General features: G+C 52.6%; 11 protein-coding genes. 6 read left to right on the top strand and 5 right to left on the bottom strand.

Annotation, left to right across the window (positions count from 1 at the left end; translation table 11 throughout):
* The first annotated feature begins 8 nt into the window (after positions 1 to 8).
* The 4 genes from ABD949_RS30670 to ABD949_RS30655 all read left to right on the top strand — a co-directional run bounded on the left by ABD949_RS30670 (position 9) and on the right by ABD949_RS30655 (position 4511).
* Positions 9 to 1757: a DUF4091 domain-containing protein gene (locus ABD949_RS30670; RefSeq protein WP_345250391.1), complete on the top strand. Its 1749-nt coding sequence runs from the start codon at positions 9 to 11 to the stop codon at positions 1755 to 1757.
* A 263-nt stretch (positions 1758 to 2020) separates the two neighbouring features.
* Positions 2021 to 2851, top strand: a complete 831-nt coding sequence (locus tag ABD949_RS30665; protein WP_345250389.1) for a helix-turn-helix domain-containing protein — start codon at positions 2021 to 2023, stop codon at positions 2849 to 2851.
* 64 nt (positions 2852 to 2915) lie between these two features.
* Positions 2916 to 3434, top strand: coding sequence for an SgcJ/EcaC family oxidoreductase (locus tag ABD949_RS30660; protein WP_345250387.1), 519 nt, complete (start codon positions 2916 to 2918; stop codon positions 3432 to 3434).
* Between the two features lie 306 nt (positions 3435 to 3740).
* A complete protein-coding gene (locus ABD949_RS30655; RefSeq protein WP_345250385.1) occupies positions 3741 to 4511 on the top strand; it encodes a phytanoyl-CoA dioxygenase family protein in 771 nt (256 codons plus the stop codon).
* An 88-nt stretch (positions 4512 to 4599) separates the two neighbouring features.
* Here the strand turns inward: ABD949_RS30655 and ABD949_RS30650 are convergent, their stop codons facing one another.
* Complete coding sequence (locus ABD949_RS30650) at positions 4600 to 5826, bottom strand: serine hydrolase domain-containing protein (protein ID WP_345250383.1); 1227 nt, start codon at positions 5824 to 5826, stop codon at positions 4600 to 4602.
* 186 nt (positions 5827 to 6012) lie between these two features.
* Here ABD949_RS30650 and ABD949_RS30645 point away from each other — a divergent pair, with 186 nt between their 5' ends.
* On the top strand, positions 6013 to 6777 hold the full coding sequence (locus ABD949_RS30645; protein WP_345250381.1) for a hypothetical protein: 765 nt from the start codon (positions 6013 to 6015) through the stop codon (positions 6775 to 6777).
* A 189-nt stretch (positions 6778 to 6966) separates the two neighbouring features.
* Here ABD949_RS30645 and ABD949_RS30640 read toward each other — a convergent pair whose 3' ends face one another.
* Together ABD949_RS30640 and ABD949_RS30635 are read right to left on the bottom strand one after the other, a co-directional pair.
* On the bottom strand, positions 6967 to 8124 hold the full coding sequence (locus ABD949_RS30640) for an esterase (RefSeq protein WP_345250379.1): 1158 nt from the start codon (positions 8122 to 8124) through the stop codon (positions 6967 to 6969).
* 39 nt (positions 8125 to 8163) lie between these two features.
* Positions 8164 to 9357: an alpha/beta hydrolase-fold protein gene (locus ABD949_RS30635; RefSeq protein WP_345250377.1), complete on the bottom strand. Its 1194-nt coding sequence runs from the start codon at positions 9355 to 9357 to the stop codon at positions 8164 to 8166.
* Positions 9358 to 9495: 138 nt separating this feature from the next.
* On the opposite strand from ABD949_RS30635, the gene ABD949_RS30630 reads away from it, so the two are divergent.
* On the top strand, positions 9496 to 10257 hold the full coding sequence (locus ABD949_RS30630; protein WP_345250375.1) for an NUDIX hydrolase: 762 nt from the start codon (positions 9496 to 9498) through the stop codon (positions 10255 to 10257).
* Between the two features lie 4 nt (positions 10258 to 10261).
* On the opposite strand, the gene ABD949_RS30625 is transcribed toward ABD949_RS30630, so the two are convergent.
* Together ABD949_RS30625 and ABD949_RS30620 are read right to left on the bottom strand one after the other, a co-directional pair.
* On the bottom strand, positions 10262 to 11986 hold the full coding sequence (locus ABD949_RS30625; RefSeq protein ID WP_345250373.1) for a caspase family protein: 1725 nt from the start codon (positions 11984 to 11986) through the stop codon (positions 10262 to 10264).
* 32 nt (positions 11987 to 12018) lie between these two features.
* The gene (locus ABD949_RS30620; RefSeq protein WP_345250371.1) at positions 12019 to 15495 is read right to left on the bottom strand and encodes an nSTAND1 domain-containing NTPase; all 3477 of its coding nucleotides are present in this window, start codon (positions 15493 to 15495) and stop codon (positions 12019 to 12021) included.
* Positions 15496 to 15497: the final 2 nt, after the last annotated feature.

Below are 15497 nucleotides of genomic sequence, written 5' to 3'. Positions count from 1 at the left end.
TGCCTTCTATGAAATATCTGCTGCTCGCCGGTCTGTTACTAACCGGCCAGTACCTTTCGGCGCAACCACTCGCCCAATCGTACACCGAACTCCCAAACCCGAAACCCATAAACCAGGCTAGTTGGCAGGCCGTAAAAGCAGGCACCTACGTCAGCTTTGCCTCGCCCGACGTCCGCTACGAAAAACACACGGCTCCCACGGCTGCGCTTACACCGCAATGGAGCACCAAAGCCTGGCGGGGGGAAAAAGTGCATACGCAACTGCTGATCTGGACCACCAAGCCCCTGGACCCGGTCAGTCTGGTATGGAGCGACTTACGCAACAACAAGGGCAATACCATTCCCGCCGGTCAGGTGAAGGCCGGCTTTGTGCGCTACGTAATGACCGACGCGCTGAACCCCGACGGTACCGGCTGCGGCAACCGCAAAGTCGTCGATTTTGATTCGTCACTGGTAGCCGACGCCATTGACATGGTGCAGCCGCTGGCCATTCCGCAGCAGACAACGCAGCCCGTCTGGCTCAGCGTATCCGTGCCGGCCAATACCCCGCCGGGCATGTACAAGGGCACTGTTACGATAAAAACGGGCCAAAACAGCCAGTTAACACCGTTAGAATACACCATTGAGGTGCTAAACCACACCCTGCCCGCGCCGAAGGACTGGCGCTTTCACCTCGATCTTTGGCAAAGCCCCTACGCCGTAGCACGGATGCATAACGTAAAACCCTGGTCGCCGGAGCACATGGCCGCGATGAAGCCGTACATGCAGATGCTGGCGAATGCGGGGCAGAAAGTAATTACGGCCACCATCATCCACGACCCCTGGCGCAGCCAGACCGAAGATGTGTACGGCTCCATGGTGCGCTGGGTAAAGAAAAGAGACGGAAGCTGGACGTACGATTACGCCATCTTCGACCAGTGGGTGAATTACATGATGGCATTGGGCATTGACCAGCAGATAAACTGCTACAGTATGATTCCGTGGGACCTGAAATTTGCGTATTACGACGAAGCCGCCCGCAAAGACACCTTCCTGATCGCCAAAACCGGCACGTCCGAATACGACAACCACTGGCGGCCGATGCTGACCGACTTTGCCCGGCACCTGAAGCAGAAAGGCTGGTTTGGCAAGACCACCATCGCCATGGACGAGCGCCCAATGGCCGCCATGCAGCAGGCCCTCCAGGTCATCAAAAACGTGGATAAAAATTTCAAGGTAGTACTGGCCGGCAATTACCACCCCGAAATCCAGCAGGACCTCGCCGACTACAGCATAGCCTCCAACCAGGTGATAGAGCCGGCGACGCTACAGCAGCGCAAGGAGCGCGGCCAGAAAACGACCTTTTACACCGCCTGCCCGGAAGGCTACCCCAACACCTTTACCTTCTCCCCGCCCGCCGAAGCCACCTGGCTGGCCTGGCACTCGGCGCACAAAGGCTACGATGGCTACCTGCGCTGGGCCTACAACTCCTGGGTAAAAGACCCGCTCCGCGACTCCCGCTTCCGGAGCTGGGCCGCCGGCGATACCTACTTTGTATACCCCGGCCCCCGCACCTCCCTCCGCTTCGAGCGCCTGATCGAAGGCATTCAGGATTACGAAAAGATCCGCATCCTGAAAGAGCAATTTCAGAAGAACAACCAGACCGACAAGTTGCAGCAATTAGAGCAGGTATTAAAGGGGTTTGAGATTGCAAATCTGAAGGCCACACCAGCGGGGGAACAGTTGCAGGCGGCTAAGTCCATGTTGAATAGTTTGTAACACTTGATTAATCGCTTAGAATAACGGAATTTGATCAGGAGAGTTCATTTGGCCCATCCACCTTAAAAAGGAGTAATTTTCCAGGAGCATCTGACTCAAAAAGTTGAGGAGACTCGCCAAATAAGTACGACATTGAAAATGCTACAAATTCCTGGTAGAGTCTAAATAAATACAAAAAGTACGACAAAACTTTCGCATATTTATGTGCTAGCGGTCGTACGACCGTACCAGAGCCAATTGCAAATTATATTAAAAGAAGCACCATGTTTCAACAACTCTACGTGCCTCATTCGGCCTTAAAAGGGTTTGTCAACAACATCATGGTACACGAGTTGACCTCTGAGGCAACGGGAAACGCCTGCACGTTCTCTATCCCACCGCTTCCCGAACACTCTTTGATCTTTTATGTAAGAGACAGTGTGGATGTAGAAACTATATCCACGAAAAAAAAGAAAACACTTTCTTCTTCCCTCGTCATTGGACCTCAGATCAATAGACATAAGATTACACTGGGTCGTGATCATTTGATGATAAAGGTGGGGTTTCAACCGGGCGGATTGTACCGCTTTTTAGGCATACCCATGAGTGAGCTATTTTGCCAAGAGGCATTTGATGGGGTAGAATTGCTGGGCAATCAATTAAATGAAGTCGCTGACCAATTACGGATAGCCGCTTCGTATGGTGAAATGATAATGATCATTGAACGTTTTCTGCTTAAACATACCTACAGAGTAAAACAAGCCTTACCCATTGATCATGTGCTCCCCCTACTCATTCAACAACGTGGGTTAATCAAAATAGACCAACTAGCGTCTCGTGCCTGCTTAAGCACCCGACAATTTGAACGCGTCTTTCAGCAACGCATCGGATTGCCGCCGAAACATTTTTCCCGTCTGGTCAGGTTTTCCCAAGCATGGATTCTGAAAGAACAACAGCCACGCATTCCTTGGATACAGATTGCACATGAATGCGGGTATTTTGACCAGATGCACCTTATTCGTGACTTCCAGGAATTTGCCGGGGTTAATCCCTCTTCTATTGAGGCTGAGCTATTGAACTCGCAGGTGAAATTTTTCACCCGACTCTTTTGCTAAGATGTCGGTTTCGTACTATGCTTTACCCTTGTGCTAAAGATAGCTTTACGGGAAACAAACAGTCATGAAAAAAGCACTTACGACAACTGTCTTCTTATTCTTATATGGGTTCATTCTTGCGCAAAACCGCACCAAAGATGAAGCAGCCATAAATGGCCAGATTGATGCGATGATCAATAGCTGGAACAAGCACAATTACGACGATTTGAGAAACTACACAACAGAAAATACCGATTGGGTGAATGTGGTAGGCATGTGGTGGAAAGGGCGAGAGCAGTCACAATATGCACACCAGGTCTATCACAACACAATGTTCAAAGGATCGGTATGTGAGAAGAAATCTGTTGCAATCCGGTTTGTAACCAAAGATGTGGCCATCGCCCACCTTGTGTGGCATTTTTACGGCGGTGCTCCTTTACCCGATGGAACACCACCCAGAACTAAGGATAATCCCAATGTTGATTTGGCTACGCTTGTCTATGTGAAACAAAATGGAAAATGGTTAATGGATGCAGGCCAAAACGTTCACATTGTACTAGAAGCACAACCGTATGATCCCGTCAAGCAAATGCCTAAAAACTAAGGTTGGTGAAGAAACTCAAGCTGAACGAACCGCTAACAGTGCATTGCCAAAATACCGGCTGACGAACCATCACCCGGTATATATTATTTACTCCACAATATAGTAACTTACCAGGCAGGCGGAACACTAACACCGGCAATGCGTTTTCGTTACGAAAGATAGCCCAACTTTTACCGAATTTATAAAGTGAACTTAGGCGACATAACCTAAAAAAGTGTGCTAGCTTAGCTGAAAAATAAGGACAATATTTAATGACAATAGACAAGATAAGCAGTAAAGGCGGTAAGTAGAAAAAAGCAACAAAGTATGTCCAAAGAGCAAATCGAGCAGTTCATCCACAACGGCTTTGTTCGCATAGACAATGCATTTTCCACCAAAACGGCCCGGCAGGTAAGGGACATACTCTGGCAGGATTTGCCTTGCCGCAGGGATGACCCGGCGACGTGGACACAACCCGTTATCCGGCTGGGTATGTACGCACTGGCTCCGTTTGTGGAAGCGGCCAACACGCCTGTGCTTCATGCCGCCTTTGACCAGTTGGTGGGGCCGGGCCGGTGGATACCGTGCCGGAATATGGGCACCTTTCCGGTTCGCTTCCCCTCGACTGATAATCCAGGTGATACCGGCTGGCATGTCGATGCCAGTTTTCCCGGTGCCGATCCCGCTGACTTTTTCGAGTGGCGGATCAACGTGCGGTCCAGAGGCCGGGCGCTGCTGATGCTGTTTTTGTTTTCGGATGTCGGTGAGCGGGATGCCCCCACCCGCATCCGGATCGGTTCGCACCGGGATGTAGCCCGAATCCTCCGTACGGCGGGAGATGAGGGGCTTTCGTTTAGGGATCTGGCCGGAAAACTGGAGGACTTACCCCACAAAACCGAAACACTGGCTACCGGACCAGCCGGCACGGTGTACCTGTGCCACCCCTTCCTGGTGCATTCGGCCCAACCGCATACTGGCACCGAACCAAGGTTTCTGGCGCAGCCTCCATTATTGCTCCACGACGCTTTAACCCTTGAGCATTCTGAAACAGGCTACTCGCCGGTCGAAGAGGCAATACGCCAGGCCCTATTGGTATAAAGCTCGTGGCCGTCGGCCCTTATGGACGAGTATAGCCGGGCAAATCTTCCTCCCAATCTATACTGAGTATGCGGATGTAAAGACTTCTTTAGGGTTTGCCCGGATAGCCCAGCGTGGTGCGGGCGGCATAAGCAGCCTCGTAGAGGGCTTCAAAACATTTTATAAAGGACGTGTTACCCTGTGTTAGATCCCACAAGGGCAGATAAACGACTATCGAAACATCCGTTTGCGGATCGTAGGCCATTAAGGCCAGATTGCCAATGCGGGCACCGTTATGCCCATAGCCCAGATTCTTCCTAAAGTTTGTCCCCAGGGCATATTCCGCATTTGCGGTCGATACGTTGGTCTGCATGAGTTTGACGGTCTCCGGCTTCAATACATTCTGCCCTTTCATCAGAGACCGTATATAGGTATTCAGCGCGCCCATTGTGCCATAGCCGTTCCCCTCTCCTACCTGCGCACTCATGTTGTAATCCCCATATTTTTCGACCTTGCCTGGCAATAGGACTGTCCCTTCTACCCGGGGGCTGGGCAACACCGTATCGTCGGCCCGGATGGGAAAATGCACGGTTACGGGTACCAGTGCCGTTGGGCCAACCACATAATCCTTCAGGTAATCCCCGTAGGTTTTAGCGCTCCCGCTTTTGGTGGTATAGACCCGTTCGATGATCTTGCTCAGCATCGAATAGCCCGTATTGCTGTAATGGTACCCGGTTCCCGGCTCAAAATAAAACAGGTTATTTTTAATCAATTGGGCCACCATCTCGTCGGTACTGAACTGGTGCGTCGGATCGGCATTTTGGGTAGCCTCCGTAAAAGACATGCCATTGAACCCTGGGACGGGGTCATTGTCTACGTCAAAAACACCGGCACTATGCTGCAGCAGTTGCTCGATGGTAATGGCATATTTAAAGGGGAAGTCCCAGTTCGGCGTATTAGGCACATAGGGTACCGACGTGCCGGGAATCGGATCGGTAATCCGGGCTTTAATGTCCAGCCAGCCATCCTCGTACATATTCAGAATGGCGGTGGAGGTAAAGTTTTTGGTGTTACTGGCGAACCGGAAATGAGTCGTTTCGGTAACGGGGGTGCCACCCGCCGGCACCGACGACACAAAAATGCGTTCGGCCGGAGTCTGGATCAATACATTCAGGGAAGGAACCTGATTTTTTAGATTAGCCTCCAGGTCTGCCCGTACCTTATCGATGGCGGCCTGAACCCGCTGATTACCGGGAATGTTGTGATCCTCCTGCAGGATAGATGAACAGGCAACAAATAGCCAGGGTAGCAGCCCAATTAACAGAAAGGTTCTCATAACTGAATGGGTGAGAAAAAAAGTAGAGAGTAGTTAACCAAAGGTATCATTTAAAAACTTGAACAATACATGATCTTATTATTCGGCAAAATACCGTTCTGGTCAATACACGAACCCTGTTGGCAGAGAGCCTCCAACAATCGGCTCTGATAATCGCTTTACAATGGGTAACCAACGCTATGTATCATGAAGGCTCCCCGTGTAAGCCGGTTCTGCCAATTATTCTTTGTTGCGCTTTTCTCCTGTAGTGCGCTGGCCGTTCAGGCTCAGTTGTTTGTTGATGCCGAAACCGGAATCGTTTATCCCGGATCGTACAACAACATCCGGCAACCGGCGCAGGGCGGGACGCCCTATAACGCCTTCGGATCTAATTTCCAGATAAAACCCGTTTTGAATCTGCGCGGCCGACTTGGCTATACGGTCAATGACCGGCATACCTTCTTCGTCACGGTTGCGCCCCTACTCATCAAATCCGTCAGTAAAGCCCCGTTGGCAGAACCGGTGCGTTTTGAAGACCTAACCATTCCGGCTGGCCAGACGCTGACCACCCGCTACAAATTCAATGGGTATCGACTGACGTACCGTTACAATTTCATCAGAACGGAAAAACTACGGTTGGCGGTGGGGCTGACCGGTAACATCAGAGACGCCTACATTGAGGTAAGCGACGGCACACAAACCAGACGGTTTTCTGATCTCGGTATTGTACCCTTACTCAATGTCTACGCCAATTTCCAACCGGGCCGCCTGGGCTTGCTCTTAGAAGGTGACGGACTAGTTTCGCCATATGGCCGGGCCGAAGACTTCTTTGGCGGCCTCACGTATGCGCTTGCTCCAAAAACAAAGCTAAAAGCCGGTTACCGAATCCTGGAAGGGGGTGGCGATTCCAATAATTTCTATAACTTCAGCATTTTCCATACCCTGGCGGTCGGTGTACAAATCGGTTTATAGCACCCAACTAACCGGCCTGCTAATTAATTTTATTTCGCCAGTCTGGTACGCAACCAGACGGCCCGTTTCTGCGTATTGGCTATCAGGTTAAGTTATAAATTACGGTGGGTACGAATCCCGGCACGCTGAGCGTGCCGGGATTGTTGTTTGGTCTGTACCAGACCGGGTCCCGCCAGACCGGTACAGGTCTTACCGAAACAGCATCGGGGCAAACTCGTTGAGGTATTGCCGCCAGTTGATCCAGGTATGGCCACCCTCGGTCTCCTTGTACTGGTATTTGATGTTGTGTTTATCGAGCAGCGACAGCGTTTTTTTGCTGGCATCCATCAGGAAATCGTCTTTACCGATCTGGAACAGCAGGAGTTTCTTGTTCTTGTTGAAATTCGGGTCCTGCAGCACCTTCGCATATTTGGTTTCGGCACCTTCGATAGTCGGACCGAAGAAGCCGGAACTGTATACGCCTACGTAGTTGAACTGGTCCGGGTTAGAAAAGGTCAGGTCCAGCGTTTGCAAACCACCCATCGACAAGCCCGCCAGCGCCCGGTTTTCGCGACCCGGCAGCACCCGATAGTTCTTCTCCACATGGGGAATCACGTTCTTCAGCAGTTCATCGGTAAAAGCCGTGGTCATTTTGTTCATCCGCTGGGCCGGGTCCTGCCCCATCACAGAAGCGGGCATGCTGCCGTTCGGCATGACCACAATCATGGGTTTGGCTTTACCGGCCGCGATCAGGTTATCCAGAATGAAGTTAGCGCGGCCAATGGTTGGCCAGCCGGAGTCATCGTCACCCCCGCCATGCAGCAGGTAAAACACGGGGTACTTAGTCGTTCCTTTCTCATAACCCGGAGGAGTATATACGTGCATCCGGCGGAGCATACCCAGCGTACTGGAAGGATACCAGACCTGCCGCAGTTCGCCATGAGGCACCGACTGGTTATCTTCAAACGCCGTTTCGCTGCCCGACACCAGCATCACATTTTCCAGGCTGTTGGTACCCTGTTTAATCACGGCATTCTTCGGGTCCATGGTCCGCACGCCGTCTACCATCAAGGTGTAGGTATAGTAATCCGGTCGCAGCGGACCTACCGTGGTGGACCAGACGCCCTGCTCATTTTTGGTGAGCGACACCGGTGGCTTACCGGATAGGAAGTCGCCTGAAAGGATAACTTCACTGGCTTTGGGGGCGTAGATCCGAATAGCCACCCGGTTATCCGGCAGAACGTGTGGGGAACGTAAGGTGTCATTCGGCGTCGGCGGCCTTTGCTGCGTCTGCGCCGACACATCCGGCATAATGAGAGTTGCCAGACCAAGGGTCAGGATAAACAGGGTTTGTTTTTTCAGGAACATGGTAAAACGTGATTAGGATTAACTTTTTTGAACCATCAACTACATCTTATTCCGCCAGAGATTCGGCAGAAACTGGTAGTAGAGCAGGTGCCGCCAGGTGCCCCAGTCATGAGCACCGTCGCCACCAACGTAGTACTGGTGTTTGATAGAATGCTTCTGCAGGGCTTCGTGCAGCACCACGGTACGCTTGCCAATTGTCGTTACTTCGCCGGTACCCTGCCCGATGAACAGGTAGTCTACCTTCTTATTGGCGTCGGGGTCGTTCAGGAAAGCCGCGCTTGTTTTCTCCGGCTCCAGATCGCCGGCACTCAGGATACCGAATGAACTAAACAGGTCCAGGCACTTATTGATACCCACAAACTGCGTATGCCGCCCACCCATCGACAGACCGGCCAGGGCGCGGCTCCGGCGGTCGGTGCGGGTGCTGTAGTGTTTGTCTACGAAGGTCACAATGTGCTTCCGCAACTCCTGCTCAAACAGGTTAAACGTAAGGTCGGTATGGTTCGGGTCGCTGCGATGAACTACCTGGTTGTTGGGCATGGCAATAATCATGGGCACGGCTTTACCCTCCGCCAGTAAATTATCCGTAATGAAATTCGCCCGCCCATCGATACTCCAGCCGGAAGCCAGTTCACCACTGCCGCCTACCAGATACAGCACCGGGTATTTCTTTTTCGGATCATAGCCGGGGGGCGTGTACACGTAGATTTCGCGTTCGCCGTTCAGCACGTCGGAGTGGTAGATGTGGCGGGTAATTGCTCCATGGGGTACGTTGCGGGCGTCGTAATAAGCCGGTCCGCTGCCGTGTACCACCAGGTTGCTGTAGCCCGGCTGATCGGCAAAGCCGGTGAGGGTGTTGTTCGGGTCGGGAACGGTTACGCCATTGATAACAAACCGGTACACATAGATATCCGGCTTCACCGGCCCGACGGTCAGCGTCCAGACGCCATCAGCTCCTTTCTGGAATGGAATAGGTTCTTTCGTATTAAGAGCCAGCAGCATCGGGCCACCCGTCAGCGCTACCGACTGGGCCTCGGGGGCTTTTAACCGGAACGTCACGCGCTGATCGTTGTGGACTTCAGGTGAGATCACACTGGCACCGTAGGGTGTCAGATTACGTTCATTTTTCTGAGGATTCCAGTCCAGATTGACGTGCGCCTGCTGCGCTACAAGCAGGTGAGTGGTCATCGTCATCAGCAGCGCCGGAAGAACCAGGGTTCGTAAAGTCATCATGTAAGTCAGGGTAGAGAATCAAAACAGCCACTATTCCCTTACTTTGCAACAGATGGAGCGGAATAGTACTATCTTTACGTCAAAAATACATAAAGCATCGCTACCCTACAAGCCCCTGAACATCTTTTTCCTTGCCCTATGAAAGATTTTAACCATTCGGTCACCCACTACTTTAAACAGGAAGCGGAGCAATCCATTCATTACTTATCCATCGATTGTGTTGTCTTTGGTTTTCACGAAGGCCGGATTCGGGTGTTGCTGTTACGCTGGAAAGGCACCAGTGAATGGAGTCTGCCCGGCGGCTTTATCCGGAAAGCCGAGTCGGTAGACGCGGCCGCCGTGCGGATCCTGCGGGAGCGGACCGGTCTTCAGCAAATCTTCCTGCAACAGTTTCACATTTTTGGGGATGCGGTACGCTATAATCAGGAAGACACCTGGCAGCGGATTGGCCTGCCGGTTGATTTAAGCAAGTGGTCGGAGCGCACCATCTCGCTGGGGTACTATGCGCTGGTGGAATACGCCGAAGTAACCCCCCGGCCCGACTTGCTGACCGATGCCTGTGACTGGTGGAGTCTGGAAGACTTACCGAATCTGCTGTTCGATCATAACCGGATCATTGCCGTAGCCCTGGAGAATCTGCGCCGGCAACTACCCTACCAGCCGGTCAGCCACCTGCTGCCCGAAACCTTTACCATGCCCGAACTCCAGCGGCTGTACGAAACCATTCTGGGGCGACCGCTGGATGCCCGTAACTTTTATAAAAAGGTGCAGGCCTCCGGCATCCTGCAACGCACCGACGAACGGCGCAAAGGCACGCCCTACAAATCGCCTTACCTCTACCGCTTCGATCCGGGCGTCTATCCGGAGGTTGTACGGGAAGGAAGCCTGTCGTTTCCGTGAGTGCTTAGCGGACAAGAAATAAGTCCAGTTGCCCGCTATCCGCCAGCCATTTGATCTGATACCGCATACCTTGCTGAAGCTGGTATTTCAGGTCCGGGTTATCGTCGGCCTTAACCGTGACGGTAGCCGCCGGGTATTTTCCCAGATCAAGTATTTTGGTTTTATTGGGCGGAATGGAGATCGTCCGCTGACTGGCCGGCAAGTCCTTTAAGGCAACCTGCACGGTCACATTTCCTTTGTACGTATTGACCAGCGTGACGGATCGGTTCGCGTAGTTTTCGATGCCCGACCGGGTAGTATCGCCGGCTGCCGTCTGGTCCAGGCGAACCAACTCCACCGGGTCCATCCCTAACGCGTATTGTTGCTGCACAACCGTATCTTTCGCAATCGTATATCGTTTTAAGGCAATAGCAGAATCCGCTACACTTTTAACTTTAAATATAAAATCACCACTGCTTTTCGTAACCCCATCTATATCGCCGTAAACTGGCTTCTGGTTAGTCGACGATTTGTTATAAACCTGAAATTTAAAACCATCGTATAACTGCTCGGCAGATAGGTAATCTTCATTGGTCAACAGACCTTTCACAAAATAGTCAATAAAGGTGCTCTTATCCGGTACCTTTTCGTGAACACTACTACTGATTGCCTTACGGCCCGGCTGGTTATATAACTCCTTCCAGGTTTTCACCCTGTCTTCCGGTAAACTCGTTAACGATCGGATGATTGATGCGCCATAACAGGCATCCGCGACCAGCAGCACCTGCTGCATTCGCATTTGTGCAATGATGTTCGACAAAGCCGTTATCGACAGAAAGCTGTCATAATCATCAATTTTTGAATCACGCAGCGCCCAAAAGCCGTTGCCACTGTTAGCTACCGAGTGCCCTGCGTAATAAATTAAAAGATTATCGTCATTCACCAGGCTATAGGCCAGATTGGTTAAGACATCAATGACCTTTTTTTTACTGGGATCAAGTAGTGTGGTTATGGAAGCAAACGCATATTTATTGGTCAGAACGCTATCCAGCCGGGCAAGATCAACGGCCGGTCGTTTCAGTCTTAGATTAGGGTCGTCATACTCATTCACGCCGATCAGCAGCGCGTGATACCGGGCATTCGCCAGGCTGGGAACAATTCGTTCCCTGGCAAAGGGCAGCTCAAGTTTATTCTCAACTTTCTTTCTGACCGTCACGGTAAAACTGACCGTTGCTTCATACATATAGTTATTGACAAAAAGCACGTAGATGGTACTTAGGGTTGAATTGTCTAAAACAATCTGGTTACCCTGGTCATTGGTAATCAGATTCTGCTCTTTGATTGGAAAATAGTAGGTACCTCCAGGCAATTGACCGGACCTGGCCGTATCGACGCCATACCCGTTTATTTTATAACCACCGGTATAAGGATCTCTTAGATACGAACAATTCTCATAGCAGAGTTGCGTAATGATGGTTATGTTTTTAACACTACTCGGGGAAATCGGCACGACGGATGTAACAATGGTATCCCCAACTTCAACTTTTTCATTCTTTAAATCGATTGCAAAAATCATCCGGTTGGTTCTCTTGCCTTTGGCCGCGCTTTTGGATTCGCCATCAATTACGGCGGTATCCGCATAGGGAAGGGGAATATATCCATCGCCTAACGGATGCTTTTGCTGGGCCAGCAGATCGATTGTTAAAACCTGCGATACACCGATGAGAAGAAAGAATAAAACAGTTTTCATAACCGAAGCTATTTTGTGTAGACATACTCCTTTTACTGGTGCTTTGAATTGCTCATCAACGCCTGCCAAAGCGAGGTCGTAATACTATATTTTTTCGCTGCTTCCTGGGTCATTTTGTTTATCTCGTCGGTCGGGAACGTCTGACGATACCAGCTGTCAATGGCTCCGGGATCGGGTGCAAACAGCACATGAGTCCTGTTTTGAAACAGCAGTTGCCGGCCCGATGGCGAAGGCCAAACCTCGGTGTATGATTCGTTGATCCGGGCGATTGCCTGCCCATCGGTTGACCAGAACGTCACGTTGCCGCGTGTTGTCAGGGTAAGCACCAGCCGCCCCCCGTCGCAGAAAATGGCGGTTTTCACCACCGCCTGGTCGTTCATGATCACTACGGCGTTGGTAACCGGTGTCCACAGGTAAACCTTCGGCTGTAAGGTTGCAATAACAACGGCTTTCCCGTCCGGCGAAAACTCCGCCGAGCGAATCGGTTCCTGCGTGACCAGGCTATCCGTAATCGTCCCCTGCCTGTTCAGGACATAACAGGCATTTTCGCCCGTTACCACGATAGCGTCCCCGTTGGCCGAAAAGTGGGCCGTCTGTACGGGTGACGGAATCGTAACAGCCTGCCGCCCGGTGCCGTCTGGCCGGCCAAGCCAGAGTTCGCCCGACTCTAGTACACTCAACAGGCGACCTCCATTCTGACTGATCTCAATAAACCGGGCAGGTGGTATGGCGAGTGTTCGGGTGATGCGCTTTGTCCGTACATGCCACTGACTGGTTTTACCATCCTGTTTTGAAATGGCCAGTATCTGCTGCCCATCCGGTAAAAAGGTAGCCCACCGAACCGGGAGTCGCCCGGTTAAAGAATCCCAGGCCGGTTTCGCCCCGGTCCGGGTTTGTACAATCCCCTGGTTAGTGACCTGCAGGACCTGCCTGCCATCCCGTGAGCGTTCCAGGTTTAAAGGTCTGCCGTTGGTTTCCAGCTTTGAGAACCGTCTATCGTTCTGGCCCCACACATAGGCATTTCCGTCTTCCGCAGTGGTCAGAATGTGTTTGCCGTCCGCAGCAAACAGGGCCGCCCTGACGGGTGAGTTGTGGGACAGATAATCGAGCCGAACCCCTTCCCGGTTCAGCAGGTGTCCGGCGTTATTCTGGTACATCACCAGAATCGTTTGTCCGTCGGGCGAGAGGCTAATGCTGCGAAACGGTGCCAGAAGCTTCAGGGAGGGGAGACTGGCCGTCCCTGAAGCCGGCCAGAGGTGCAGGGAGTCTTCGGTGGCGGTCCATAGCGTTTGGCCGTCGGGCGCGAAGCCGCTGCCCAGCGCAGGACCCGCCTGGGCCAGTAACCGCTGCCTACCGGTCAGGGCATCGAGCAGGTACACCTTACTGTCTTTGGTGGTCAACAGCACCTGTCTGGCATTTGGGGAAATGGCCTCTGACTCAAAGCCTGCGCCGGCCATTACCCGCCTGAGCGGCTGCCAGGTGGCGGTGTTCCACAGGGTAGCGATTCCGTCGGCAGTGAGGGTCAGCATGGTTTTACCGTCCGGTGCAAAACCGGCCGAACGGGCCGGAATACCGCCAAGATCCGTCCAGCCCGTTGGCCGCCGTACCCACCGATGTACCTGATCATCGGTAACGGCAATAATTATTGTCCCGTCCGGCGACATACCGGCTCCCCGGACCCTGAATCCTTTGGCGATGGATACCGGCTGGCGATTCCGGCGATTCCATACCCACAGCCCGCCCGACTCGGTAACCACCACAACAGGGTCTGCCAGAGGAGCGACACTGACCGACCGTACTGGTTCGGGTAGGTTCAGACTATCAATAATCCGTTGCCGCTGCCAATCCCATACCTGAATTTGATGGTGATCGGTCACGGAAACGACAAACTGCCCGTCCGGCGAAAATTCCGCCGTCCTGGTGGGTCCCTTATCCAGCACGGCCTCAAACAGGCGCTGGTTGTAGAAGCTGTTGTACAAAGCCCCGGCCGATGTGGGAGTGGGTTCTTTTTCATGCGCCCAGATACTCATGACCTGCGCGCTGAGCGGGTCCATGTCGGTCAGTTGCAACACCACACTTTTCACATTGGACTTCTCCCACTCCCGTACCGCCAGGAAAGCCGCAACGAGCGCCAGGAGGAATAAGCCTGAGACAATGCCAATGGTGGTGCGCAGCCGTTTGATCTCTTTTCGCTGCCGCCGGTGTAGTTCTTTCTGACTGTCGGAAACATACTGCCAGATCGCTTCACTATTCGGCACAAGCCGGGCCAGTTCAGCGTGAATAGCGTCCGGGTATAGCTGTATTTCGGATAGTCGGCGGGCCGGCAGCAGCAGATCAGGTGCCTGGCCTTTCTCCATAAACTCGGAGTAGGCTTCCCTGAGTCGACGGATAATGTCATTGAGTTGCCGCTGTTCGGCCGACCGCCCTCTGTCGATAAGTTTGGCCAGGCTGTCGTGCGCTAATTCGTAAAGGCCATCGTCGCCGGACAAAATCCGGGACCGGTCCAGTTGGGAGAGCAGCAGGCTCAGCAGCGAAGGCTCCAGGCCGGTCTCGGCCGCCAATGAGGGAATACGGTGCTCCCGGCGGGTTCCTTCGTAGGTAACAAAAGCCTCGAGTACCCGCCTGACGGTAGGGGTATCAATCATCGGCAGATCGGCACTGACGGCCAGAAGCTGCTCATTCAGAAACTGTTCCAGTACATCATCGATCGCCCCGACCTGCTCAACCAGTACCGGATCAAAGACAACCGTTTCGCCGGGCTGCGTAGCCTGCGCCGTCCGCCATAGCCGGTCGAGGTATACCTGCAGATACGGCAACTGAAATGGATGGCCTGCCCCCTGGTTGTTGCGGATAATCTGGCGAACGGTTTCTTTTTCGTCCAGCAGCCGGATTCGGTCGGTCTGCTGACAAGTGCCGGTGATGACCTCCTGCAGCGCCCGCTCACTCATCGGCTCGATACGCAACCGAAAATCGAAAAGTTCGGGCAGGATCTCCTCATACGGATACAGGTACGCGATATAGTCTTCCCGCATGACCAGCAGTAGCTTACAACCCGATGAGACCTGGTAGATTCGTCGGAGCACCTCAAAAAATTGGTGCTGTTCGTCGGAACTTCCGCTGACAAACAGCTCTTCCAACTGATCGAAAATGAGATATACCGGCCGCATGGCGTACAACCCCAGCCGATCGAGCGACGTTACGACGTCGGTGGTATCATCCTCGTCCAGAATGCCGGTCAGCGTGGTTTGCAGGCTGGTCAGTATATGCCCCCGCCGGCGCACCAGAATCGGAAAATAATCAGAAGCCGACAGGGCTTTGGCCAGGCCGCATTGCACCAGACTGGTTTTACCGGTGCCTGACTGCCCGTAGACCAGAATCAGCCGGGACCGAAACAGCAGCTCCACCAGCCGTTTCTGTTCGGCATCGCGACCAAAAAACCGGTCTTTGTCCTGGGCCGTATAGGCGTCCAGAAACTTAAAAGGGCTTTCGGCAGGAGGATGCGTAATCATAG

Origin of the sequence: Nibrella saemangeumensis, from assembly GCF_039541915.1 — a bacterium.
Taxonomy (GTDB): Bacteria; Bacteroidota; Bacteroidia; order Cytophagales; family Spirosomataceae; genus Nibrella; species Nibrella saemangeumensis.
This window is presented reverse-complemented; position numbering and strand designations above follow the sequence as displayed.

Excerpts from the sequence above, each read along its gene's own strand:
- ABD949_RS30665 (WP_345250389.1), top strand. The coding sequence starts at position 2,021 with ATGTTTCAACAACTCTACGTGCCTCATTCGGCCTTAAAAGGGTTTGTC.
- ABD949_RS30630 (WP_345250375.1), top strand. The coding sequence starts at position 9,496 with ATGAAAGATTTTAACCATTCGGTCACCCACTACTTTAAACAGGAAGCG.
- ABD949_RS30655 (WP_345250385.1), top strand. The coding sequence starts at position 3,741 with ATGTCCAAAGAGCAAATCGAGCAGTTCATCCACAACGGCTTTGTTCGC.
- ABD949_RS30670 (WP_345250391.1), top strand. The coding sequence starts at position 9 with ATGAAATATCTGCTGCTCGCCGGTCTGTTACTAACCGGCCAGTACCTT.
- ABD949_RS30650 (WP_345250383.1), bottom strand. The coding sequence starts at position 5,826 with ATGAGAACCTTTCTGTTAATTGGGCTGCTACCCTGGCTATTTGTTGCC.
- ABD949_RS30660 (WP_345250387.1), top strand. The coding sequence starts at position 2,916 with ATGAAAAAAGCACTTACGACAACTGTCTTCTTATTCTTATATGGGTTC.
- ABD949_RS30645 (WP_345250381.1), top strand. The coding sequence starts at position 6,013 with ATGAAGGCTCCCCGTGTAAGCCGGTTCTGCCAATTATTCTTTGTTGCG.
- ABD949_RS30635 (WP_345250377.1), bottom strand. The coding sequence starts at position 9,357 with ATGATGACTTTACGAACCCTGGTTCTTCCGGCGCTGCTGATGACGATG.
- ABD949_RS30625 (WP_345250373.1), bottom strand. The coding sequence starts at position 11,986 with ATGAAAACTGTTTTATTCTTTCTTCTCATCGGTGTATCGCAGGTTTTA.
- ABD949_RS30640 (WP_345250379.1), bottom strand. The coding sequence starts at position 8,124 with ATGTTCCTGAAAAAACAAACCCTGTTTATCCTGACCCTTGGTCTGGCA.
- ABD949_RS30620 (WP_345250371.1), bottom strand. The coding sequence starts at position 15,495 with ATGATTACGCATCCTCCTGCCGAAAGCCCTTTTAAGTTTCTGGACGCC.